The following is a 22025-nucleotide window of genomic DNA, read 5'->3' on the forward strand; positions in this document are numbered from 1 at the left end:
CAAGGGAGAAACAATGTCCAACACCTTTGAAATTTTAATGGATCAGCTGGATATGCCGCTGGAGATGCGATCTTCCAGTGCCTTTTTGCATGCGGAGATTCAAGAAGTCGTGGTGCACAAGGTCAGTCGGATTTGGGAGTTCCGCTTTGCTTTTGCGGAAGTCTTGCCGATTGCTTTGTTTAAGGAATTGCGCCAGCGCTTGAAGGATGAATTTTCAAAGACAGGAAACCAGGCCACCTTTACCATCCAAGTGGCCAATCAGGATTTTTCTGCGGATTTATTGCAGGCTTACTATCGTGAGGTCTTTGAGGAAGGCCCTTGCGCTAGTCAAGGCTTTAAGGGGCTCTACCAAGACTTGCAGGTGCGCGCAGAAGGGCAGGAATTGATCATCTCAGGGCCTTCTTCGGTTGATACGGAGCATTTCCGCAAGAACCATTTGCCTAACCTTGCCAAGCAGTTGGAAGCCTTTGGTTTTCCGCATTTCACCTGTCGGGTGGAGTCTGATGAGGAGTTGACAGAGCAAGAAGTGGCGCGCTTTGAGGAGGAAAATGAAAAGATCTTCCAAGCGGCCAATGAAGAGACCTTGCGGGCTATGGAATCCTTGGCCCAGATGGCTCCGCCACCTGCGATTGAAGAAAAGCCGGCCTTTGATTTCAAAGCTAAGAAGGCTGCGGCTAAACCTAAGCTAGACAAGGCCGAGATCACTCCGATGATCGAGATCACAACGGAAGAGAACCGGATTGTCTTTGAGGGTGTGGTATTTGACGTGGAGCACAAGGTAACACGGACCGGTCGGGTCTTGATCAGCTTTAAGATGACCGACTATACTTCTAGTTTTTCCCTTCAGAAATGGGTCAAAAATGAGGAAGAAGCCCAGAAGTTTGACATGATCAAGAAGAACAGCTGGCTACGGGTGCGGGGAAATATCGAAATGAACAATTTCACGCGCGATTTGACCATGAATGTCCAAGACATCCAGGAAGTCGTCCATTATGCCCGCAAGGACCTGATGCCAGAGGGCGAGCGCCGGGTAGAATTTCACGCGCATACCAATATGTCGACTATGGATGCCCTGCCGGAAGTCGAAGAGCTGATCGCCAAGGCAGCTGAGTGGGGGCATAAGGCGGTGGCTATCACTGACCATGGCAATGTGCAGAGTTTCCCGCATGGCTTTAAAGCAGCCAAGAAGGCTGGGATCCAGCTGATCTATGGGATGGAAGCCAATATCGTAGAAGATAAGGTGCCCATCACCTATAACGAGGTGGATCTGGACCTCAATGAAGCGACTTATGTGGTCTTTGACGTGGAAACGACAGGACTGTCAGCCATCTACAATGACTTGATTCAGGTCGCTGCTTCTAAGATGTACAAGGGCAATGTCATTGAGGAATTTGACGAATTTATCGATCCGGGCCATCCTCTGTCCGCCTTTACGACCCAATTGACAGGGATCACCAACAAGCACGTCCGGGGGGCTAAGCCCTTGGTGCAGGTCTTGAAGGAATTTCAGGCCTTCTGTGAGGGAACGGTTCTCGTTGCCCATAATGCCACCTTTGACGTGGGCTTCATGAATGCTAACTATGAGCGTTATGGCTTACCAAAGATTACCCAGCCAGTCATCGATACGCTGGAATTTGCCCGCAACCTCTACCCAGATTTTAAACGGCATGGCTTGGGACCATTGACCAAGCGCTTTGGAGTAGGCTTGGAGCACCACCACATGGCCAACTACGATGCGGAAGCAACGGGACGCCTGCTCTTTATCTTCATCAAAGATGTCGCTGAAAAGCATGGGGTGACCAATCTCAAGGATCTGAATATCGATTTGATCGATGAGAATTCTTATAAGAAGGCCCGGGTCAAGCATGCGACTCTCTATGTCAAGAATCAGACCGGCCTTAAGAACATGTTTAAACTGGTCTCTCTTTCTGGGACCAAGTATTTCGAAGGAGTTCCACGGATTCCAAAGACCGTGCTGGACGCCCACCGCGAGGGCTTGATCCTCGGATCGGCCTGCTCAGAAGGGGAGGTCTTTGATGCGGTCATGTCGCAAGGAGTGGATGCGGCGGTCGAAGTGGCCAAGTACTACGACTTTATCGAGGTTATGCCACCGGCTATCTATGCGCCCCTCATTGCCAAGGAACAGGTCAAGGACATGGAGGAGCTCCAGACCATTATCAAGAGCTTGATTGAGGTGGGAGATCGCCTTGGCAAGCCCGTTCTTGCCACAGGGAATGTCCACTATCTGGAACCGGAAGATGAGATCTATCGGGAGATCATTGTCCGCAGTCTCGGTCAAGGGGCCATGATCAACCGGACCATCGGGCATGGAGAAGATGCCCAGCCAGCGCCACTTCCTAAAGCGCATTTCAGAACCACCAATGAAATGTTGGATGAATTTGCCTTTTTGGGAGAAGAATTGGCGCGTCAGATTGTTATTGAAAATACCAATGCACTAGCAGAGACCTTTGAGCCTGTCGAAGTGGTTAAGGGCGACCTCTATACACCCTTTATCGACAAGGCCGAAGAGACAGTTGCCGAGTTAACCTATCAGAAGGCCTTTGAGATCTATGGTAATCCGCTCCCTGATATTGTCGATCTGCGGATTGAAAAGGAATTGACCTCTATCTTGGGGAATGGCTTTGCCGTGATTTATCTGGCATCGCAAATGCTGGTGCACCGTTCCAATGAGCGGGGCTACCTGGTTGGATCGCGTGGATCCGTTGGATCCAGCTTTGTCGCGACCATGATCGGGATCACCGAGGTTAATCCGCTCTCGCCTCACTATGTCTGCAGCCAGTGCCAATACAGTGAGTTCATCACAGACGGTTCTTATGGATCTGGTTTTGATATGCCAGACAAGGATTGTCCAAACTGTGGCCACAAGCTCAGCAAAAATGGGCAGGACATTCCCTTTGAAACCTTCCTTGGTTTCGATGGGGACAAGGTACCCGATATCGATTTGAACTTCTCTGGGGAAGACCAGCCGAGCGCCCACTTGGATGTTCGTGATATCTTTGGGGAAGAATACGCCTTCCGGGCAGGAACAGTAGGTACGGTTGCGGCCAAGACAGCCTATGGGTTTGTCAAGGGCTATGAGCGTGATTTTGGCAAGTACTATCGAGATGCCGAGGTCGAACGTCTGGCCCAAGGTGCCGCTGGGGTGAAGCGGACGACCGGTCAGCACCCGGGGGGGATCGTTGTTATTCCAAACTATATGGATGTCTATGACTTTACTCCGGTCCAGTATCCGGCAGATGATGTGACAGCTGAATGGCAGACCACCCACTTTAACTTCCACGATATCGATGAGAACGTCCTCAAGCTTGATGTCCTGGGACACGATGATCCAACCATGATTCGGAAACTTCAAGACTTGTCAGGCATCGATCCAAATGATATCCCTATGGATGATCCAGGGGTCATGGCCCTCTTTTCTGGGACAGAAGTGCTAGGGGTGACAGCCGAGCAGATCGGAACGCCGACAGGGATGTTGGGGATTCCAGAGTTTGGGACCAACTTTGTTCGGGGCATGGTCGAAGAGACCCATCCGACGACCTTCGCGGAGTTACTTCAGCTCTCTGGTCTGTCTCACGGTACCGACGTGTGGTTGGGAAATGCCCAAGACTTGATCAAGGCGGGCATTGCCGATCTATCAACCGTTATCGGGTGTCGGGACGACATCATGGTTTACCTTATGCACGCGGGTCTCAAGCCTAAGATGGCCTTTACCATCATGGAGCGCGTGCGGAAAGGCATGTGGCTCAAAATCTCAGAAGAAGAGCGCAATGGCTACATCCAAGCCATGAAGGAAAACAATGTTCCTGAATGGTACATCGAGTCCTGTGGTAAGATCAAGTACATGTTCCCTAAAGCCCATGCGGCGGCCTATGTTATGATGGCCCTTCGTGTGGCCTACTTTAAGGTGCATCATCCACTTTATTACTACTGTGCTTACTTCTCGATTCGGGCCAAGGCCTTTGACGTCAAGACCATGGGGGCCGGCCTTGAGGCCGTGAAAGCGCGGATGAAGGAAATCGCTGAGAAACGCAAGAATAATGAAGCTTCCAACGTCGAGATCGATCTCTACACCACCCTTGAGATTGTCAATGAGATGTGGGAGCGGGGCTTCAAGTTTGGCAAGCTAGACCTCTATCGCAGTCAGGCGACAGAATTCTTGATCGATGGGGATACGCTGATTCCACCATTTGTCGCTATGGATGGTCTGGGAGAGAACGTTGCCAAGCAAATCGTGCGGGCGCGTGAAGAAGGAGAATTCCTCTCTAAGACCGAGCTCCGGAAACGAGGCGGTGTTTCGTCTACACTGGTTGAAAAGATGGATGAAATGGGCATTCTGGGCAATATGCCAGAGGATAACCAGTTGAGCCTCTTTGATGATTTGTTCTAGAAACAAAGGAGGAGAACATGAAGGTAGAAATTTTTGCAGAAGACAAACCAGCTGAAAAAGTCTTTGAGTACAAGCTAGAAGTGGCAGACAATGTGCTGCTCCTTTCCACCGCGATGATCTCAGGAGCGATTGCTCTAGCCGGCTTATTTTCAGCCTTGAAAGATTAACTGACAGCCTCTATTTTCCTTTTGAAAATAGAGGTTTTTCAGTCCTTTCAGATCTGATAAGTGTTTTCTTTGGCACTGGATTGTGTTACAATTTTTAGTGACAAGTGTTTGTAACAAGGAAACAGAAAAAATGAAACAGAGGAAAAGCGCGTGGCAAGATATTTAGTAGGGCCTTACAATAATAGTTGGAACTTTATGGATGCGCTTGAAAAAGCGCAGGATGGTGATACCATCGAGTTTGAAAATGGGTATGTCTTTCAATGGCCGACAAATAAAGTGATCGAGATCGACAAGAACCTTCATTTTGTGGGGCATGTGGTCCCAAATCCAAATGGCAATGGGCGCATGTTTAACAACACGATTGAGGCTTCCTTCCGATTTGTAGAGGGAGCTCAGGTGACATTTGAAGATCTGTGGTTTAAAGTTGGTGGGAATTACACTACCTTGCTCTTATGGAATAGCTCAGATATCACCTGTAAACAGGTCTATTTTGAAGCAACCACTCCAACAAATAATGAATTTTTTATCTATATGGATACGCATTCGAAGTTGACACTGGAAGGAGTCGGGATGAAGGTTCCGGAAAAACACCAAAGTGCCATCGGTATGTCCGCTTCGGAATTGACTATTCGCAATTCAACGATTTTTTCTAAGATTGATCTGTCAGAAGGATCTAAATTGGCCTTAGAAAATGTCCATATTGAAATATTTGGGAATAATACGATCCATGCCAAGGACTCAGAAGTGATCGCAAAAAATTCAACGATTACAGGCGGGGATCTGGAAAAGGACTTTCCACCAGTTTGGTTGAGGAATGTCATCTGGGAGTCTGAAAACTGTAAAATTGAGTTGCCTACTGGTACTGGGGTCTGTCTTGATAATAATGTTCAATTCAATTCGGATTCGGATCATATGACCTCCATCAATTCATACAATAGTATGATCCGAGCTCATCAAGCTACATTTTCAGAATTTTTATGCGTCTATGAAGAATCCTTTGCTTCCCTGACTGGAGAAACAACCTTCTTGAATGAGAATGCCGAAACCATTTCATTTGGAGTTTTTGATGATGGTGTGCTGATGGCTGAGCATATGATTTGTCATAAGATTGCGGATCCCAATATACGGCTTCAAGGTGGAGCCTTTGCGAAGGTGGGCACCATGACCTATAAGCAAGGGGATGCGCGTGATCTGACCAAGGAAATTGAGGATGACTGTGATTATCTTGTTGGTAGAGAAGTGGCCAAGGGCAATGCGCAAGTCGTTCCTACGGGACAAGCGACGGATGCAACGGTGGCTCCAACTACCGCAAGAGACTCTGGACCAGAGAAGAAACAAGATGCTCTTCAAGAACTCAATAGCCTGATTGGTCTTGAAAAAGTCAAACATGAGATCAAGAAAATGATCAACATGGTGGAATTTAACAAGAAACGAATCGCCAGTGGCAAGGCTCCTGAAAAACAAACCCTTCATGCTGCCTTTATGGGAAATCCTGGTACAGGGAAAACCACTGTGGCCCGTCTATTGGGACAAGTGCTCTTTGATGCAGGTGTCCTCTCAGGGGAAGAATTCCGTTTCGTGGAAGCAACGGAGTCCGATCTGATCTCTTCGAATATTGGAGGAACAGCTGAACAGACCCAAGCCCTGCTTGAAAAAGCGCGAGGAGGCATCCTCTTTATTGATGAAGCCTATAGCTTGGATAAAAAGGACAGCGGTGCGGACTTTGGGATCGAGGCGATCAATACCATCCTCAAATTTATGGAGGACAATCGTGACGACATCATGATTATCTTTGCCGGCTATACCAAGGAAATGGAGGAGTTCTTAAAAACCAATCCAGGCCTTCGTTCTCGGGTGCCAAATAATTTCATCTTTGAAGATTTCACAGGAGATGAGATTGTCCAACTAGGTGAAATGATCCTAAGCAAAGGAGACTACAAACTAGAAGACCGGGATTACTATGCGCGGCATGTTAAGCGGGCTTATGATGGCTCACTAGATAAGAGCAATGGTCGCTGGATCCGTAACTTGGATGAGCAATTGACCAAGACCATGGCGGATCGGGTGGTGGCCCAAGGTTCTGACGATATTGAGACCATCCTCAATAGCGATATCGATGTTGTCCTTAACCAAGGTAAGTATCAAGCAGGAGCCGACAAGGAAGAAGATGGGATGGCTGCCCTCAACCGATTGGTTGGAATTGCTAAGGTGAAAGAGCAAGTTGAACAATTCGTGGCCATGGCTGAGTTCAACCAAAAACGGGCTGAACAAGGTGGCATCGTTGAAGATACGACCTTGCACTCCCTCTTTCTTGGAAATCCCGGTACAGGGAAAACGACTGTGGCCCGCATTTTGGGTAATATCCTCTTCCAAAAGGGGGTTATCAAGCAGAAGAAGTTCATCGAAGTATCCCGGAGCAATCTGGTTGGAGGCTACCAAGGTCAAACAGCCTTGAAGACGCGCGAAGTCCTAGAAAGTGCACTGGGTGGGGTCCTCTTTATCGATGAGGCCTATACCCTCTTTACCGGTTCAAATGATGATTTTGGGAAGGAAGCTTTGGATGAAGTCCTCAAATTTATGGAGGACCACCGTCGCGATATCGTTATAATCTTTGCCGGTTATACGAAAGAGATGCACGACTTCTTGCAGGTCAATTCAGGTCTGCAAAGCCGGATCCCGACTACATTTGATTTTGAAGACTACAGCCCAGATGAGATCGTTGAGATCGGTCTGTTGGGACTGCGTAAGCAAGGCTACCAAGTCAATGAAGCTCTTTATGGAGAGATTGTGAAAGGGAATTATATGCGTGCCAATGACCATAGTAATGGTCGCTGGGTTCGCAATCTCAATGAAAAACTCTTGCGCCAAGTATCAACTCGGGTAACCCGTGAAGGAAGTACAGACTACAATTCCATTTTGGATCAAGATTTGGAAGCTTTGAGAGAGAATAGTAATTCTGAACAACCCCATACCGTGGATGATCAAGGCTATGTTCTTCCTTAAGCTAGAAGGAACAAGAAAAAGAGAGTGGGACAGAAATCGGTAATTCGTTAGAATTCGATTTCGTTGTCCCACCTCCGCACAGTTGAGTAGGGCTGTAAAAGCTGATGAAATCAGCGTAGTAGAGCCCACTCAACCACTGCGTCTTGCTAGACAATCCAAAAACAATTAAGAGGCTATGACTTCTGTCCCACTCTCTTTTTGCATGGACTTATGGTATACTAGGAGGAGATCATTCACTTATGAAGGAGAAAAAAATGGTTTTACCAAATTTTAAAGAAAACCTCGAAAAATACGCTAAATTGTTAGTGGCGAACGGCATCAACGTGCAACCTGGCCATACCTTGGTCTTGAACATTGATGTGGAACAAAGAGAATTGGCCCACTTGATTGTGAAGGAAGCCTATGCTTTGGGTGCGCACGAAGTTATTGTCCAATGGGCAGATGATTTCACTACCCGGGAGAAATTCCTCCATGCACCGATGGATCGCTTGGACAATGTACCGGACTACAAGATTGCGGAAATGAACTACCTCTTGGAACACAAGGCCAGTCGCTTGGGTGTGCGTTCATCTGATCCAGGTGCCTTAAATGGTGTCGATGCAGAGAAGCTTTCTGCCTCTGCCAAGGCTTTGGGCATTGCCATGAAACCAATGCGCATCGCCACTCAGTCTAACAAGGTCAGCTGGACTGTTGCTGCAGCAGCAGGTTTAGAATGGGCGAAAAAAGTCTTCCCAAATGCGGCGAGCGATGAAGAAGCAGTGGATCTCCTGTGGGATCAAATCTTCAAGACTTGCCGAGTCTATGAGGAAGATCCAGTCAAGGCTTGGGAAGAGCATGCTGCTATTCTCAAGAGCAAGGCAGATACACTGAATAAGGAACAATTCTCAGCCCTTCACTACACTGCGCCAGGAACTGACTTGACTCTTGGCTTGCCGAAAAACCACGTCTGGGAATCTGCCGGAGCCATCAATGCCCAAGGCGAAAGCTTCTTGCCAAACATGCCGACAGAAGAGGTCTTCACAGCTCCTGACTTCCGTCGTGCTGAAGGTTATGTCACCTCTACAAAACCGCTTAGCTACAATGGGAACATCATTGAAGGGATCAGAGTGACCTTTGAAAATGGAGAAATTGTGGATATCACAGCTGAAAAAGGCGATCAAGTCATGAAAGATTTGGTCTTCAAAAACAAGGGAGCGCGTGCCTTGGGTGAATGTGCTCTCGTACCAGATCCAAGCCCAATTTCCCAATCAGGCATTACCTTCTTCAACACTCTCTTTGATGAAAATGCCTCTAACCACTTGGCCATCGGGGCAGCCTATGCAACCAGCGTAGAAGGTGGTGCAGAGTTCACAGAAGAAGAACTCGAAGCAGCCGGCCTCAACCGCTCAGACGTCCACGTCGACTTCATGATCGGCTCAAGCCAAATGGATATCGACGGCATCAGAGAAGATGGCACCCGCGTCCCAGTCTTCCGCAACGGAGATTGGGCAATATAGGGAGCAGGACAGAAATCGGTAGACGCAGTCTCGATTTCGTAGTCCTGCCCCCACACAGTTGATTAGACTGGACGAAGAACCGAAAGGTTCGAGTGCCGTCAATCAACCACTGTGCCGAGAAACAGAAATCAGTAACTCGAAGAGTTTGATTTCTACCTCGCTTTTCGGTTTTAATGCTCGGGCAAAAAAGGTCCGCAGGACCTTTTTAGTACCCCCGCACAGTTGATTAGGAAGTACGAGTACCGTAGGTAGGAGTAGTTCCAATCAACCACTGCGCCAAGAGACAGAAATCGGTAGACGCAGTCTCGATTTCGTAGTCCTGCCCCCACACAGTTGATTAGACTGGACGAAGAACCGAAAGGTTCGAGTACCGTCAATCAACCACTGCGCCGAGAGACAGAAATCGGTAGACGCAGTCTCGTAAAAAAAGTAAGGTAGTAGTGAATCATCACTACTACCTTACTTTTTTGTTATTTGCTCTATTCTAAAATCAAAAGGCCTTCTTTGATTTCAAATGGGTTATTTGGGTTGATGCGGTCATAGAACATGATGCCGTTGGTGTGGTCGATCTCATGTTGAACGACGATGGAGTTGTAGCCCTTGAGTTTGATGCGTTTCTTTTCCCCATCTTTTGTGAAATACTCAACAGTCACACGGGCATGGCGAACCACATAGCCTGGGACGTTGCGGTCTACAGAGAGACAGCCTTCCCCGTCGCCAAGAGCCGCATCTTGAACAGAATGGGCGACAACCTTTGGATTGTACATGACTTCTTGAAGACTATAGGCTTCTTTTGGTGGGTTGCCATCGGCATCTTCTGGATTGGGAACCAAAACAGCGATGATCCGTTTTGAGATATCCAGCTGAGGGGCCGCGAGTCCCACTCCTCCACGGAGGCCGAGTTTTTCAGCCATGACAGGGTCTTGAGAATGGTGCAAGAATTGCATCATTTTTTCACCTAGGATAATTTCCTGGTCAGACAAAGGGAAGGTCACATCCTCCGCAACCGCTCGAAGTGTGGGATTTCCTTCGCGGATAATGTCATCCATATCAATCAAATGGGATGCTCTTGTAACTTTTTCAATTGCTTTCATCGTTTTACTCTCACTTTCTTTCTACCCTCCATGATAACACAAAAGAGCCTAAAATTAAAGTTATCTGTCGACGGTTTCCGCATGTTTGATGGACAAATCACTCATCATTTTGGGATCTAAAATCGTATAGACTCGCCCTTCTCTTTGGACTAACCCCTCTTCGATCATCTGCTTGATGACGCGGTTAAGGTGGCGGTAGCTGATCCCAAAACGCAGGGCCAGCTGATTCATCTTGGGTTTGAGGGTCCCATTTTCATCGCAATGTTCCAGAAAATGCGTAGCGAGGCGTTCCTTGACCGAATAATGAAAGTTGGCAGGAGCCAAATAGTTGATCTGGTGCAATTTCTCAGCCAAGGTCTTGGCCGTAGAGCGCAAAAAGGTTGGATCAAGCAGGAGGCGTTTCTTAAAGTGCTGGGCTGGGAGCTGGACGACTAGCGAGTCCTGGTCTGCAATGACCGATGTAATACAGACCCGATCGAGCAGGAGCTCAATCTCTCCTAAGAGTCCAGGTTTTTCTTGGATTTCAAGGATGGTGTCACTGCCGTTTTCAAGACTGTGAACGATCTTGAGCCGGCCTTTGAGAAAATAAGGAATGACATCTTGCTCAGAACCCTGGCGGCAGATATAATCTCCAGCCTGGTAGAGAACGAGGTCCAGCTGGCTGAGGCAGTCGCCCGGAAAGATCTGGTCCAATTGGTAGTCTGTGATGATTTCCTTGAGTCTGGTAGATGGGGAAATTTTTTTCATCTCAATCTCCTAAAATAGGACAAATGTCCTGTTTTTCTATTTCTAAATTGATTATACTAGGATTCTATTAAAAATACTAGTTTGAATCTTTTCTGAAAAAACCAGTAAAATCAAATGTTACCAGTAAAGTGTAGGAAATAAACAATGAAAAAAACAATGGAAAGAATCAGTCTCTTGAGCTTGTCGCTCATGTTGATCTCATCTTTTTCAATAACAGCCGGTTTGCCGGCTATGAAGGCCTATTTTAGCCACTTCGGCTATTCAGCAGGCCAGGTAGAACTCTTGGTTTCCCTGCCAGCCTTTGCGGTCGTGGCCATGCTCTTTTTAAATAGCGTGATCGAGCGGTGGATGAGTGAGCGTCAGATGATTGTCGCAGGGCTTTTACTCTTTTCAACTAGCGGGCTCTTGCCTTTGGTCGTACAGGACTATCCTCTCATCTTTCTAAGTCGTTTGCTCTTTGGTTTGGGGACAGGAATGATCAATGCCAAGGCTATTTCGATTATCAGTGAGCGCTACTCGGGCAATGACAAGACTCGGATGCTGGGCTATCGGGGATCTGCTGAAGTGGTGGGCTCTGCCATCTTGACCTTTATGGTGGGACAACTCTTACCCCTAGGCTGGCCAGCGATCTTTGCCGTATATGGTGGTGGTTACTTGATTTTACTCCTCTATATCCTTTTTGTCCCTTATCCTAAGGAGAAAAAACAGGCTAGCTTGAAGGTGAAAAAGTCAGGATCCGTCCGCCTTCGCTCTCCTCAATGGCGTTTTAGTCTAATGCTAGCCGTGATTGCTGGTATCATCATTTGTTTCAATTCCATCATTAGCCTGCGCGTGCCGGATATCATTGTTGACGCTCGTATGGGAACGGCGACAACAGCTGGAACCGTCTTGAGTCTGATGCAATTAACAGGGATTGTAGCAGGGGTAGGCTTTGCCAGTTTGACACATGTTTTCAAAAAGAACTTGCTCATGATCATGTGCATTGGTTTCGGTCTAGCTCTGGCTTTGATTGGCTTGTCCGGACAGCTGTGGAGCTTGGTTCTAGGAACCCTCTTAGCCGGATTTACTTACAGTACGGGAGTCACCAGTATCTTCTATCACCTATCTGAAAAAATCCCGACCAATCTCCTGAACCTTGCGACCTCGCTGGTCTTGATCGGCTGCAATCTCGGATCAGCCCTCTCTTCTTTCTTCATCCAGTTGGTGACGCCACTAGCTCCCTCTAATAACCTGCTCTTTGTCTGGATTGGTGCTTTGATGGTCCTAACGGGAGTTTTTGCCTCACAATTGTTAGCACGAACGAAATGATGGAGAAATCATTTCGTTTTTTTAATTCAATCTATTGCGTCCTGTCACTAGCTCGTGTTATTATAGGAGGAGTGTGAAAAAAAGATTAGTTTAAAGGATAGAATAATGAAAAAAATCATGGAGAAAGTGAGTATTCTCGCGCTTTCATTTATTTTGACGACCTCGTTTTCGATTTCGAGTGCGCAGTCGGCCATGTTTGCCTATTACAAGGGAATTCCTCACAGCATGATTGAGCTCTTGGTCTCGCTTCCTTCTGCCGGGATCATGGTTTCACTCATCTTCAATAAATGGATTGGACGCCTATTTTCAGAGCGTCAGATGATTGTGACGGGCTTAGTTGCTTACGCTCTATGTGGCTTTATTCCCTTAATCAGTCCAGCTTATCCGGTTGTCTTTTTGTCTCGGATTATTTTCGGGATGGCAGTTGGTTTGCTCAATGTTTCTGCTATTGCCATTATCAGTGAGCGCTATAAAGGAAAAGAACGCGTCCAAACCCTTGGTATTCGTGGTTCTGCAGAGGTTGTTGGGACGGCCGTTTTAACCTTTGGAGTTAGCCTTTTGATTCGCTTTGGCTGGCAGGCTGCCTTTCTCGTTTACGGCATCAGCATTCCTATCTTACTTTTGTATCTCTTATTTGTGCCCTATGGATCTACGACGGAAGCAGTGGAGGAAAAACACCGGGATGTCAAGATGACAGGGGGTCAATGGCGGACAGCGCTCGGCTTAGCAGTCGTTGCGGCAGCTATCGTCTTGTCCAATGTCATGATCACCGTTCGGATTCCAAGTGTGGTAGAGCAAGTGGGACATGGCACTGCCCAAACTGCGGGGGTTATTTTAGCAGCCATGCAATTTGTTGGGATCTTGGCAGGTTTGGCTTTCTCGCCCTTGACCTATCTATTCCGTGATCGTTTATTATTGGTTTCGGGAGTAGCTTATGGTGTGGCCCAAATGTTGATCGGGGTCTCTCCAAATCTCTTGATTCTTGCCCTTGTAACCATTGCTTCTGGCTTCGCCTACAGTGTGGCTTTGACAACAGTTTACAATGTCTTATCTGATAAGATGCCAGCAGGGGTCTTGAGCCAGGCAACGTCCATTGCGGTTTTGGGATGTAGTACAGGTTCGATCGCAACGACCTTTGTCCTTAGTCTATTAGGGACGATCTCATCTGCTCCAGTCTTCATTTTTGGATTTTCTGGTATCCTCATGATCCTGGTTTCCTTTTTTGGCCTTTGGATTGTGCGAAAGAGCGGGAAGTAATTATGCGGCTAGATAAATTTTTAGTGGATTGCGGCGTGGGGAGCAGGACCGAGGTCAAGCAACTCCTCAAGCAAAAGAAAATCGCAGTAAATGGGAAAAATGAGACAGCAGGCAAACTGCAGATTGATCCAGACAAGGATCAGGTGACCTTTATGGGAGAAGACCTGGTCCATGAAACCTTCGTGTATTATCTGCTTAATAAACCAGCTGGGGTCATCTCAGCGACTGAAGATGATCACCACCAAACTGTGCTGGATTTATTGGATGAGACAGCCCGTCACAAGGAAGTCTTTCCTGTCGGGCGTCTAGATATCGATACCCATGGCTTACTCCTTTTGACCAATAATGGCAAGCTCGCCCATGCCATGCTTTCGCCGAAGAAGCATGTGTCGAAGATCTACCGTGCCCATGTGGCTGGGATCATGGATGAGGCAGATGTAGCCCGTTTTGAAGCAGGCATTGCCCTCAAAGACTTCACCACCTTGCCTGCGAGATTGCAGATCTTAGAGGTGGATGAGGCAAATACCAGCTCCTACGTCGAAATCGAAATTGCTGAAGGAAAATTCCATCAGGTCAAGCACATGGTCGCTGCCTGTGGCAAGGAAGTGGTGGATTTAGAGCGGATTTCTATGGGTCCTCTAACGCTAGATCCAAGCCTGAAATTGGGAGAATGGCGAAGACTCCATCCTTCTGAACTCAAGTCCCTAGAGGTCTTCGGAGTTCCCTTATAAGCAAAAAAACAAGCAGTCTGATTCTTACAGACTGCTTGTTTTTATTTGTATCAAGAAAATGTACTGAAAAGACAAAAAATGAATTTAATTGCTTGTACTATCAAAGCAAATTGTTTATAATGAAAAAAGATGGGTTGTGTATAAAATCACAATATGTAGTGATAATTTTTCGACTCACATACCTTATCTAGTAAACGTAGAAAAAGGAGAAAAATCGTTTATGAAAAAGAGGCTTTATTCTGTTGTGATAGCAGTTGCCCTATTTTTACTAGCGGCTTTAGGATTTGCCAAACCCAATAGTCCAGCTAAAGTCCATGCAGATACGATCAATGATGTTGTGACATCTGTAAACATATCGAAATCAACTGGTGGAGCGATTACAGATCCACTCGGTGTTTGGGAGAGTTTTCAAGTTGAAGCAAACTTTGTGTTGCCGAATGGACGTGTAAAAAAGGGAGATCAGACCGTTATCCAACTTGGAGATGACTTTAAGGTCTTTGAAACGGACACCATCGATCTGCTGGATCCAAGTGGTCAAAAAGTTGCGACAGCAACGGTAGATGATCAAAGAAAAGTCATCACTGTAACCTATACGGATTATCCTGAAAGAATGGCCAATGTGACAGGAAAACTGCGTTTCTTTGCGCGTGTAGACCACCAAGTCGTCAAAGGTCAAAAGACACTTGATTTTACTCTCACGATCGATAAGAAAGTGATTTCAGGTGGGAATATCGATTACAAAGGGGTGAATCCGGGTGAAAATCCTCCTACTCCAGAAGTCTTTAGCAAATGGGGTTGGACCAACTCAGATAATAAATTAAAATTGACCTATACCTTGAACATCAATCAAGGTCACACTGCCCTTCATAATATTGATATTAAGGACCAATTGGCCTTTACAGATGGAAAAATCAAAGCAGATTCTGTCAACATCCATACAGGAACTTGGCAGGTCGATAACGAAGATGGTGCCTATCATCTGCGGAATACTACAAATGTAACCAAGAATTATTCCCCTGTTGTCAGTGCTGACGGTCGTTCTCTGACGGTTCATATCGGAGATCTAGCTCCAGAACAAGGGATGACTGTTCGCTATGATGTTTATTTGGACAAGGTCCCAGCCATCAATACATCCTACAAAAACAATGCGATGATGACCGCGACAGAAATCAAGGAGCAAAATAAGGTTGCAGATATTCTGTATCAATTCCTTGATGGAGACTTCAATGGTGAGAAATACTCCTTCACCATTCATAAAAAAGGTGAAAATGGTCAGGCTCTTGCAGGTGCTGTTTTTGCTGTGACAGCAGATGATACAGGTGAGCAAGTGGGAACCATTACGACAGATGAGAATGGTGTTGGCACCATTACGGGCTTGATCAAGCAGGCTTATACGGTTAAAGAAATTCAAGCTCCGACAGGCTATGTGCTCTCTGAAGAACCTATCAAGATCAGCAAGGATGATTTTGGAAATGACCTCGCGATTTCTCGTGATGTCGTAAACCAAAAAGAAAAAACAAGCGTTGCTGGTCAAAAGACATGGAATGATAATGATAACCAAGATGGCAAGCGTCCATCAAAAATCACAGTCAATCTCCTAGCAAATGGTGTCAAAGTCGCTTCTAAAGAAGTGAAACCAGATGCAGCAGGAACTTGGACTTATCATTTTGATAATCTCGATGTGGTCGATGATGCTGGCAATGTCATTGCCTACACTGTTTCAGAAGAACCTGTTGAAGGCTATGAAACAACTATTGAAGGAAGTAATATTACTAACACTCGGACACCAGAAGTTGTTGAGATTCCAGTAACGAAAGTTTGGAAAGACAATGACAACCAAGATGGCGTTCGTCCTGACAAGGTCACTGTTCGTCTCCTTGCGGATGGTCAAGAAGTAGCTAGCCAAGAGCTCAGTGAAGCAACTGATTGGAAGACAGTCTTTACCAATCTTCCAAAATACAATCACGGTAAACAAATTGTCTACACAGTCACAGAAGACACAGTAGCCAATTACTCTGCTGCGATTGATGGAACAACCATTACCAATAGCTACAAGCCAGGTAAAACCAGCGTCACTGTTACAAAACGTTGGGAAGACAACAATGACCAAGATGGCAAACGTCCAAGCGCCATTAAGGTACAGCTCTATGCAGATGGCAAAGCTCAAGGAAAAGAAGTGGAACTTTCTGCTAAAAATAACTGGACTCATACCTTTAGCAATTTGCCTCTAAAAGCGAAAGGCAAAGAGATTCAGTACCAAGTGAAAGAAGTTGGAACAGTCAAAGGCTATACTAGTACGGTCGATGACAGTAACAAGGGAAATGTAGTGATCACCAATAGCCGCACACCAGAAGTAACGGAAGTAGCGGTCAAGAAGATCTGGGATGATGCAGACAATAAAGATGGTCTTCGTCCTGAAAAAATCACAGTTCGTCTCCTTGCGGATGGTCAAGAAGTAGCTGTAAAAGAAATCACAGCTACTGATAATTGGCAGGCAAGCTTCACGGATCTACCTGTATACAAGGAAGGTAAGAAGATTGCCTACACGATTACAGAGGATCCAGTAGCAGGTTATACAAGCAACATTGATGGTTTCACGGTAACCAATCGTCATACACCACCAACAACACCTCCTACCACACCACCAAGCACACCGCCAACGACTCCGCCTACAACCCCACCAACGACACCGCCAACAACTCCACCGACGACACCACCAACAACACCTCCTACCACACCACCAAGCACACCGGAAAAACCAGAAATTCCAACTACACCAAAAGAAGGAAAGAAAAAAATTCTTCCATCAACTGGTGAAGTTGTTGCTTACGGGTTGACCATACTCGGTGCCCTCTTAGCAATTTTTGCTTTGGCTTTGCTCTTGCGTGGTAAATGGAAAGAGAAATAAGCTTCATACCGATAAAGAGGCTGGGACAAAAGTCCTAGCCTCTCAATTATTTTTGGATTGTCGAGCAAGACGCAGTGGTTGAGTGGGCTCTACTACGCTGATTTCATCAGCTTTTACAGCCCTACTCAACTGTGCGGAGGTGGGACGACGAAATCAAATTCTAACGAATTACCGATTTCTGTCCCACTCTCTTTTGAATAAGTTGCTTGAAGAATGTTCCATCAAATTGTCCAAATTCCCAAGGTTCTTTTTAGAAAAGAGAAAAGCTCCTCTCAAAGGAAACATAAGTGTTTGACAGAAAGATGAAATCTTGGTAGAATAAGAAGGTCGAATAGACAACTAACTCTTTCTTGGTAGCAGGATATGCCAAACCTGCCACTCGGATAGAGCATAAAGAAAAGGAGCTTATCATGGCAATCTCAAAAGAGAAAAAAAATGAAATCATTGCACAATACGCACGTCACGAAGGTGACACTGGTTCAGTAGAAGTACAAGTTGCTGTCCTTACTTGGGAAATCAACCACTTGAACGAACACATCAAACAACACAAAAAAGACCACGCTACTTACCGTGGTTTGATGAAGAAAATCGGTCGCCGTCGTAACTTGTTGGCTTACCTTCGTACAAACGACGTTAACCGTTACCGTGAGTTGATCAACTCTCTTGGACTTCGTCGTTAATCATGATGCTAAGGGCGCCAAAAATCCGTATGAAAATAGGGAAACGACACAGTGTTCGATGAACACAAGGAGTTTCATCTTTTTCACTAGGATTTTAGCCCGAGCTCAAAACAGCTCTCTGAATTCAGGGAGCTGTTCTTTTTTGCCAAGTGCTTAGGCCGTGTTCAATTGAGCATATCTTGAAATAAAGCTACTCTAGTTGAGTAGCTTTTTTGTTTTTTGTCACCTTGCCTCGATATACTCGAGTATAATCTTCGGCTACGGTTCCTAGCATCGTAAGGTAAAATAGACCAGAACTATCTCCCTTCGGGGAGATTTTTTGTTTTCAGAAGAAATCCGGTACAATCTTCGGTTCGTCGCCTTGTCTAGAAACGTTTTATCTAGCAAGAATGGAGCTCTCTGGATTCAGAGGGCTTTTTTCTTGTCTTTTCCTTATCGAACGAGATTCATCATTCTGAGGAAGTCGTTTTATTTGACAGATGTAATGTCTAGAGTTACAATTGATGCATCATAAGAAATAGAGGTTATCGATATGATTGAAATTACATATCTAGACAGTGCAAAACAAGAAAGAGTCATGCATTTTGATTCCTACGAAGAGTTTGAACGCTCCCAACAAGCTTGCTTGATTGGGGTAGCAGATTTTTATCCTGTTGTGAAACTGACCTATAATGGGCATGAGTTGGATTACCAAGGGACTTACGGGGATGTTTTCTTCTATTTGATGAAGCAAGATTTGACGCAGTACCAAAACTAAAGGAGAAAGAAAATGGCAAAAGCAATTACAGACGCAACATTTGAAGCAGAAACAAAAGAAGGTTTGGTCTTGGTAGACTTTTGGGCAACCTGGTGTGGTCCATGTCGCATGCAAGCTCCTATTTTAGAAAAATTATCGGAAGAACTTTCGGAAGATGAGTTAAAAATCCTAAAAATGGATGTGGATGAAAATCCAGAAACAGCGCGTGCTTTCGGCATTATGTCCATTCCAACCTTGCTCTTTAAAAAAGATGGGCAGGTTGTTAAACAAGTAGCAGGAGTGCATACCGCAGCACAAATTAAGGCCATTGTGGCAGAGTTAAGTTAGTAAAAAAGAGTAAGATGGGAACGAATCGTTCTATCTTACTCTTTTTGTATTGACCTTTTAAAATTGGCTTATTGAGTCAAGAGATCCATAATCTCTTCGATACTTGATTTGCTACCTTTTTTTAGATAGTTTTCTTTACTACCTTTTTTAAAAGTTGACAAATTTGGTACCGTCTTGACATTCATATCATGTGCAAAAGCTGTGATGTTTTTTCGCTCCTTTGAGTCGTTATCCAGGTAATAAACGGTCTGATTCGTTTTTTGAATAGCAACTGCTAATTTAGGAGCGAATTTTTGACAGTATGGACAGGATTCGCGACCGATATAGAGAATGAAATCTTCTTTATTGTTGATTTTCTCTTGTACTTCAGATAGCGGAATCTTTTTGACGTAAGTCATTGCTTCCTTGTAAGAATCTGGAGTAATAATTTCTCTCTTTTTGAAATTCAAGTATAAAATAGCAAGCAGAGATGTTGTGCAAATGGACAAAATGAGAATCGTTAATTTCTTATTCACAAGCAACACCGTCACCATCTCTATCTAAACGAGGGCTATAACCAGCTTGTCCTCTGTATAGCGGTGCAGCACCTGCAGCGCGTGCTTCACTACAATTTCGATAGCCCCCTTGTTGAGGTTGTGTGACAAATGCTTGTTGTTGCTGCGTTTGTTGGGCAGCCGCGGCTTGTCTTGCCTGCTCAGCAGCTGCGGCTTGTCGAGCTCGTTCAGCTTCAGCAGCTTGTTGTTCCCTGACAGTAATGGCATTTTGTACTAATCCAACACGATGAGTTAAGCGATCTTTTGTTCCTTGATCAGCTACATTTGCGATGGCAGCTTGGGCTGGGGCGATATTTTCTGTTACTTGATTGTTTTCTAAGGCTTGTACGGCAGCTTCAGCTTGAGCAGCAAGTTGTTTTGCTTCAGCCTCTTTCTTTTCACGCTCTTCTTTTTCTTTTCGTTCCTGTTCTTCTTTCGCCTTTTTCTCGCGCTCTTCTTTTTCTTTTCGTTCTTGCTCCTCCTTTGCTTTTTTCTCTTTTTCTGCTTTCTCCTGTTCGTCGCGTTCTTTTTTTGCTTTTTCTTCTTTTTGAACGAAACCTACCTGTTTTTCAGTTTCTTTTTGAGAAGCTTCATTTTGATTTGAGCAAGCTCCAAATAATAACGCAATTAAGATTGTTAAAATCAACCGTTTTTTCATAATGTTACTCCCTTCGGATATTTATCCAAGAATAATCATACCATAATATAAAAGCGCTTTCAATCACTAACTGGTAATATTTAAATAAAAAATCAGACTTAGAATAAACTAAGTCTGAAAACTGTACTTATTCTCCCAATTCGGCACTGTAAGCAATGATTTGATCGACAGTGTCTGAAAGGAATTGGATGGTATCGCGGAGTGGTTTGTCAGTCGAGATATCTGCTCCGATAATCATAGCTGACTCAAGTGGGGTCTTGCTGCCACCTGATTTAAGGAGGTCTAGCCAATCTTTAGCTCCGTTTTCGGAGTTTTTCAAATGCAAGTATCCCGCTGTTGAGATAACCAAGCCAGCTGAGTAGGTATAGCTGTAAAGCCCCATGTAGTAGTGGCTTTGGCGCATCCAGGTCAAGGCTGCATCGTCATCGATTTCAACGGCATCTCCCCAGAACTCTGTCAAGACTTCCTTCATGATGCTATTGAGTTTGCTAGCGCCGAAGGTGCCACCTTCTTCGATCAAGGTGTAGACCTTGCGTTGGAAGGCTGCTTCTAGCAAGTGGGTGATGAAGTTGTGGAAGTAGGTATCTGTCAAGCGGTGAGCTAGGGCAAAGCGTTTTTGACGAGGATCGTCAAACTGGTGTTCCAAGTAGTCGCTGAGGAGGAGCTCGTTAAAGGTAGAAGGAGCTTCCACATAGTAGGTCGACATGTGGGCGTTGAAGTAGCTTTGGTTATTGTCTGAGAAGATGAATTGACCAGAGTGTCCAATCTCATGGATCAGGGTATAAACATCGCTCATCCGTCCTGTCCAACTCATGAGGACATAAGGATGGACGCGGTAAGGGTCAGCTGCATACCCACCGGAATCCTTACCTTCATTGGCCGCAAAGTCGACCCAGCGTTCGGTTTGGTAGCGAGCAATTTCGCGAGAATATTCTTCGCCAAGAGGTGCCACCGATTTCATGACCAAGTCATAAGCGTCATCAATAGTAACATCTGGGTTGAGCGCACTGTCCAAATCCAACTTCCAATCAGCGAAAGTCATTTTTTCAAGGCCGTTGACCTTGGCTACGTGTTTGAGGAATTTTTGAGCGACCGGAGCGAAGTCCTTCATGATCAGGTCAATCTGGCGATCAAACATGGCACGATCTACTTCCTGCTCAGCCAAGAGATAGTCAAAGACAGAGTCGTAGCCCCGCATATCTGCAATCAGTTTTTCAGACTTGACTTGAGCTAGATAGGTAGCAGCAGCCGTGTTTTGGTGCTTGCGGAGACCTTCTGAGAAGGAACGAAAGGCTTTTTCACGAACTTCCGCATTCTCATGGTTTTGGTAGAAGTTTTCATAGGTAACAAAGCTATTCTTGTAAACTTTTCCATCCACTTCAAAATCAGCCATTTCAAAGTCGCCTGCCCGCATCTTGGTATAGATGTCTTGAGGCCCGTAGAAGACTTCACCCAGGTTGGTCAAGGTCTTTTCCACATCAGCTCCCAAGTAGTGAGCTTTTTTGATTTTAGCCTGACGAATGGCAAAAGTGAGGTGAGGGAGTTGCCCCAGGCGTTCGAGGACTTCTTCATCCGATTCTACCAAAGCATCATCAAAGAAGGAAAGTTCGACGCTGGCCCAAGTTTCGAAATCCATCCCTGCTTGGGCAATTTCTGCAAAAGCTTCGTCGCCAAAGTCAGTGGTTTGTGGCATAAAGCTGTAGTTGCCAATGTGGCTGAGTTGGATCTGAATTTGCTCAAAAATCGCAAAGGCAGCTTCGAAGTCTTCAACGGTGTGGAGGTTGCCCTTGTAATTACGGACAAATTCATTGATTTCTTCACGTGTTTTTTCAATGGCACGCAAGAAGTCTTCCTGGTCTTGGTAGAGGGCTGTGAGGTCCCAGAGTTCGTTCTCAGGAAATTCAGAACGTTTTTTTAATTCCATAATGTTCTCCTTTTGATCGGTATTCTT

At 45.6% G+C, this 22025-nt stretch carries 16 protein-coding genes; 11 read left to right on the forward strand and 5 right to left on the reverse strand.

All coding sequences use genetic code 11. The features are described 5' to 3' along the window. Positions 1-13: 13 nt before the first annotated feature. From I2E70_RS05910 to I2E70_RS05925, 4 genes are all read left to right on the forward strand, one after another. Complete coding sequence (locus tag I2E70_RS05910; protein WP_195423936.1) at positions 14-4408, forward strand: PolC-type DNA polymerase III; 4395 nt, start codon at positions 14-16, stop codon at positions 4406-4408. A 17-nt stretch (positions 4409-4425) separates the two neighbouring features. Next, positions 4426-4575 carry a hypothetical protein gene (locus I2E70_RS05915; protein ID WP_118228571.1) on the forward strand — a complete coding sequence of 50 codons (150 nt, stop codon included), beginning with the start codon at positions 4426-4428 and terminating at the stop codon, positions 4573-4575. A gap of 150 nt (positions 4576-4725) precedes the next feature. Next, entirely contained in the window at positions 4726-7578 is a 2853-nt protein-coding gene (locus I2E70_RS05920; RefSeq protein ID WP_195423938.1) for an AAA family ATPase, read from the forward strand. Between the two features lie 254 nt (positions 7579-7832). Then, on the forward strand, positions 7833-9074 hold the full coding sequence (locus I2E70_RS05925) for an aminopeptidase (protein ID WP_195423939.1): 1242 nt from the start codon (positions 7833-7835) through the stop codon (positions 9072-9074). A 479-nt stretch (positions 9075-9553) separates the two neighbouring features. Here the strand turns inward: I2E70_RS05925 and def are convergent, their stop codons facing one another. Then, on the reverse strand, positions 9554-10168 hold the full coding sequence (def, locus tag I2E70_RS05930) for a peptide deformylase (RefSeq protein WP_003004253.1): 615 nt from the start codon (positions 10166-10168) through the stop codon (positions 9554-9556). 60 nt (positions 10169-10228) lie between these two features. Continuing rightward, the gene (locus I2E70_RS05935) at positions 10229-10915 is read right to left on the reverse strand and encodes a cyclic nucleotide-binding domain-containing protein (RefSeq protein WP_195423942.1); all 687 of its coding nucleotides are present in this window, start codon (positions 10913-10915) and stop codon (positions 10229-10231) included. A gap of 144 nt (positions 10916-11059) precedes the next feature. On the opposite strand from I2E70_RS05935, the gene I2E70_RS05940 reads away from it, so the two are divergent. From I2E70_RS05940 to trxA, 7 genes are all read left to right on the forward strand, one after another. Then, complete coding sequence (locus I2E70_RS05940; RefSeq protein WP_049491633.1) at positions 11060-12223, forward strand: MFS transporter; 1164 nt, start codon at positions 11060-11062, stop codon at positions 12221-12223. 105 nt (positions 12224-12328) lie between these two features. Continuing rightward, positions 12329-13480: an MFS transporter gene (locus I2E70_RS05945; RefSeq protein WP_049491635.1), complete on the forward strand. Its 1152-nt coding sequence runs from the start codon at positions 12329-12331 to the stop codon at positions 13478-13480. 2 nt (positions 13481-13482) lie between these two features. Next, a complete protein-coding gene (locus I2E70_RS05950) occupies positions 13483-14211 on the forward strand; it encodes a pseudouridine synthase (protein ID WP_195423946.1) in 729 nt (242 codons plus the stop codon). A gap of 220 nt (positions 14212-14431) precedes the next feature. Next, the gene (locus I2E70_RS05955) at positions 14432-17119 is read left to right on the forward strand and encodes a Cna B-type domain-containing protein (protein ID WP_195423949.1); all 2688 of its coding nucleotides are present in this window, start codon (positions 14432-14434) and stop codon (positions 17117-17119) included. A gap of 410 nt (positions 17120-17529) precedes the next feature. Beyond that, positions 17530-17799 (forward strand): 30S ribosomal protein S15, encoded by a 270-nt coding sequence (rpsO, locus tag I2E70_RS05960; protein WP_003004251.1) that lies wholly within the window; start codon positions 17530-17532, stop codon positions 17797-17799. Between the two features lie 532 nt (positions 17800-18331). Further along, positions 18332-18556: a DUF4649 family protein gene (locus tag I2E70_RS05965; protein WP_049475182.1), complete on the forward strand. Its 225-nt coding sequence runs from the start codon at positions 18332-18334 to the stop codon at positions 18554-18556. A gap of 12 nt (positions 18557-18568) precedes the next feature. Continuing rightward, the gene (gene trxA, locus I2E70_RS05970) at positions 18569-18883 is read left to right on the forward strand and encodes a thioredoxin (protein WP_003013593.1); all 315 of its coding nucleotides are present in this window, start codon (positions 18569-18571) and stop codon (positions 18881-18883) included. A gap of 68 nt (positions 18884-18951) precedes the next feature. Here trxA and I2E70_RS05975 read toward each other — a convergent pair whose 3' ends face one another. The 3 genes from I2E70_RS05975 to pepF form a co-directional block, all read right to left on the reverse strand. Next, positions 18952-19281 carry a thioredoxin domain-containing protein gene (locus I2E70_RS05975; RefSeq protein WP_229056572.1) on the reverse strand — a complete coding sequence of 110 codons (330 nt, stop codon included), beginning with the start codon at positions 19279-19281 and terminating at the stop codon, positions 18952-18954. Between the two features lie 109 nt (positions 19282-19390). Continuing rightward, on the reverse strand, positions 19391-20074 hold the full coding sequence (locus I2E70_RS05980; RefSeq protein WP_049491642.1) for an excalibur calcium-binding domain-containing protein: 684 nt from the start codon (positions 20072-20074) through the stop codon (positions 19391-19393). Between the two features lie 127 nt (positions 20075-20201). Continuing rightward, positions 20202-21998 carry an oligoendopeptidase F gene (gene pepF / locus I2E70_RS05985; RefSeq protein WP_195423952.1) on the reverse strand — a complete coding sequence of 599 codons (1797 nt, stop codon included), beginning with the start codon at positions 21996-21998 and terminating at the stop codon, positions 20202-20204. Positions 21999-22025: the final 27 nt, after the last annotated feature.

The organism is Streptococcus parasanguinis, assembly GCF_015556095.1.
Taxonomy (GTDB): Bacteria; Bacillota; Bacilli; order Lactobacillales; family Streptococcaceae; genus Streptococcus; species Streptococcus parasanguinis_Q.

What these genes read in the sequence shown, in the direction of transcription:
- I2E70_RS05940 (WP_049491633.1), top strand. Translation starts at nt 11,060, where the DNA reads ATGAAAAAAACAATGGAAAGAATCAGTCTCTTGAGCTTGTCGCTCATG.
- I2E70_RS05965 (WP_049475182.1), top strand. Translation starts at nt 18,332, where the DNA reads ATGATTGAAATTACATATCTAGACAGTGCAAAACAAGAAAGAGTCATG.
- I2E70_RS05980 (WP_049491642.1), bottom strand. Translation starts at nt 20,074, where the DNA reads ATGAAAAAACGGTTGATTTTAACAATCTTAATTGCGTTATTATTTGGA.
- I2E70_RS05975 (WP_229056572.1), bottom strand. Translation starts at nt 19,281, where the DNA reads ATGACTTACGTCAAAAAGATTCCGCTATCTGAAGTACAAGAGAAAATC.
- I2E70_RS05915 (WP_118228571.1), top strand. Translation starts at nt 4,426, where the DNA reads ATGAAGGTAGAAATTTTTGCAGAAGACAAACCAGCTGAAAAAGTCTTT.
- I2E70_RS05955 (WP_195423949.1), top strand. Translation starts at nt 14,432, where the DNA reads ATGAAAAAGAGGCTTTATTCTGTTGTGATAGCAGTTGCCCTATTTTTA.
- I2E70_RS05945 (WP_049491635.1), top strand. Translation starts at nt 12,329, where the DNA reads ATGAAAAAAATCATGGAGAAAGTGAGTATTCTCGCGCTTTCATTTATT.
- I2E70_RS05950 (WP_195423946.1), top strand. Translation starts at nt 13,483, where the DNA reads ATGCGGCTAGATAAATTTTTAGTGGATTGCGGCGTGGGGAGCAGGACC.
- I2E70_RS05925 (WP_195423939.1), top strand. Translation starts at nt 7,833, where the DNA reads ATGGTTTTACCAAATTTTAAAGAAAACCTCGAAAAATACGCTAAATTG.
- I2E70_RS05935 (WP_195423942.1), bottom strand. Translation starts at nt 10,915, where the DNA reads ATGAAAAAAATTTCCCCATCTACCAGACTCAAGGAAATCATCACAGAC.
- def (WP_003004253.1), bottom strand. Translation starts at nt 10,168, where the DNA reads ATGAAAGCAATTGAAAAAGTTACAAGAGCATCCCATTTGATTGATATG.
- rpsO (WP_003004251.1), top strand. Translation starts at nt 17,530, where the DNA reads ATGGCAATCTCAAAAGAGAAAAAAAATGAAATCATTGCACAATACGCA.
- I2E70_RS05910 (WP_195423936.1), top strand. Translation starts at nt 14, where the DNA reads ATGTCCAACACCTTTGAAATTTTAATGGATCAGCTGGATATGCCGCTG.
- trxA (WP_003013593.1), top strand. Translation starts at nt 18,569, where the DNA reads ATGGCAAAAGCAATTACAGACGCAACATTTGAAGCAGAAACAAAAGAA.
- pepF (WP_195423952.1), bottom strand. Translation starts at nt 21,998, where the DNA reads ATGGAATTAAAAAAACGTTCTGAATTTCCTGAGAACGAACTCTGGGAC.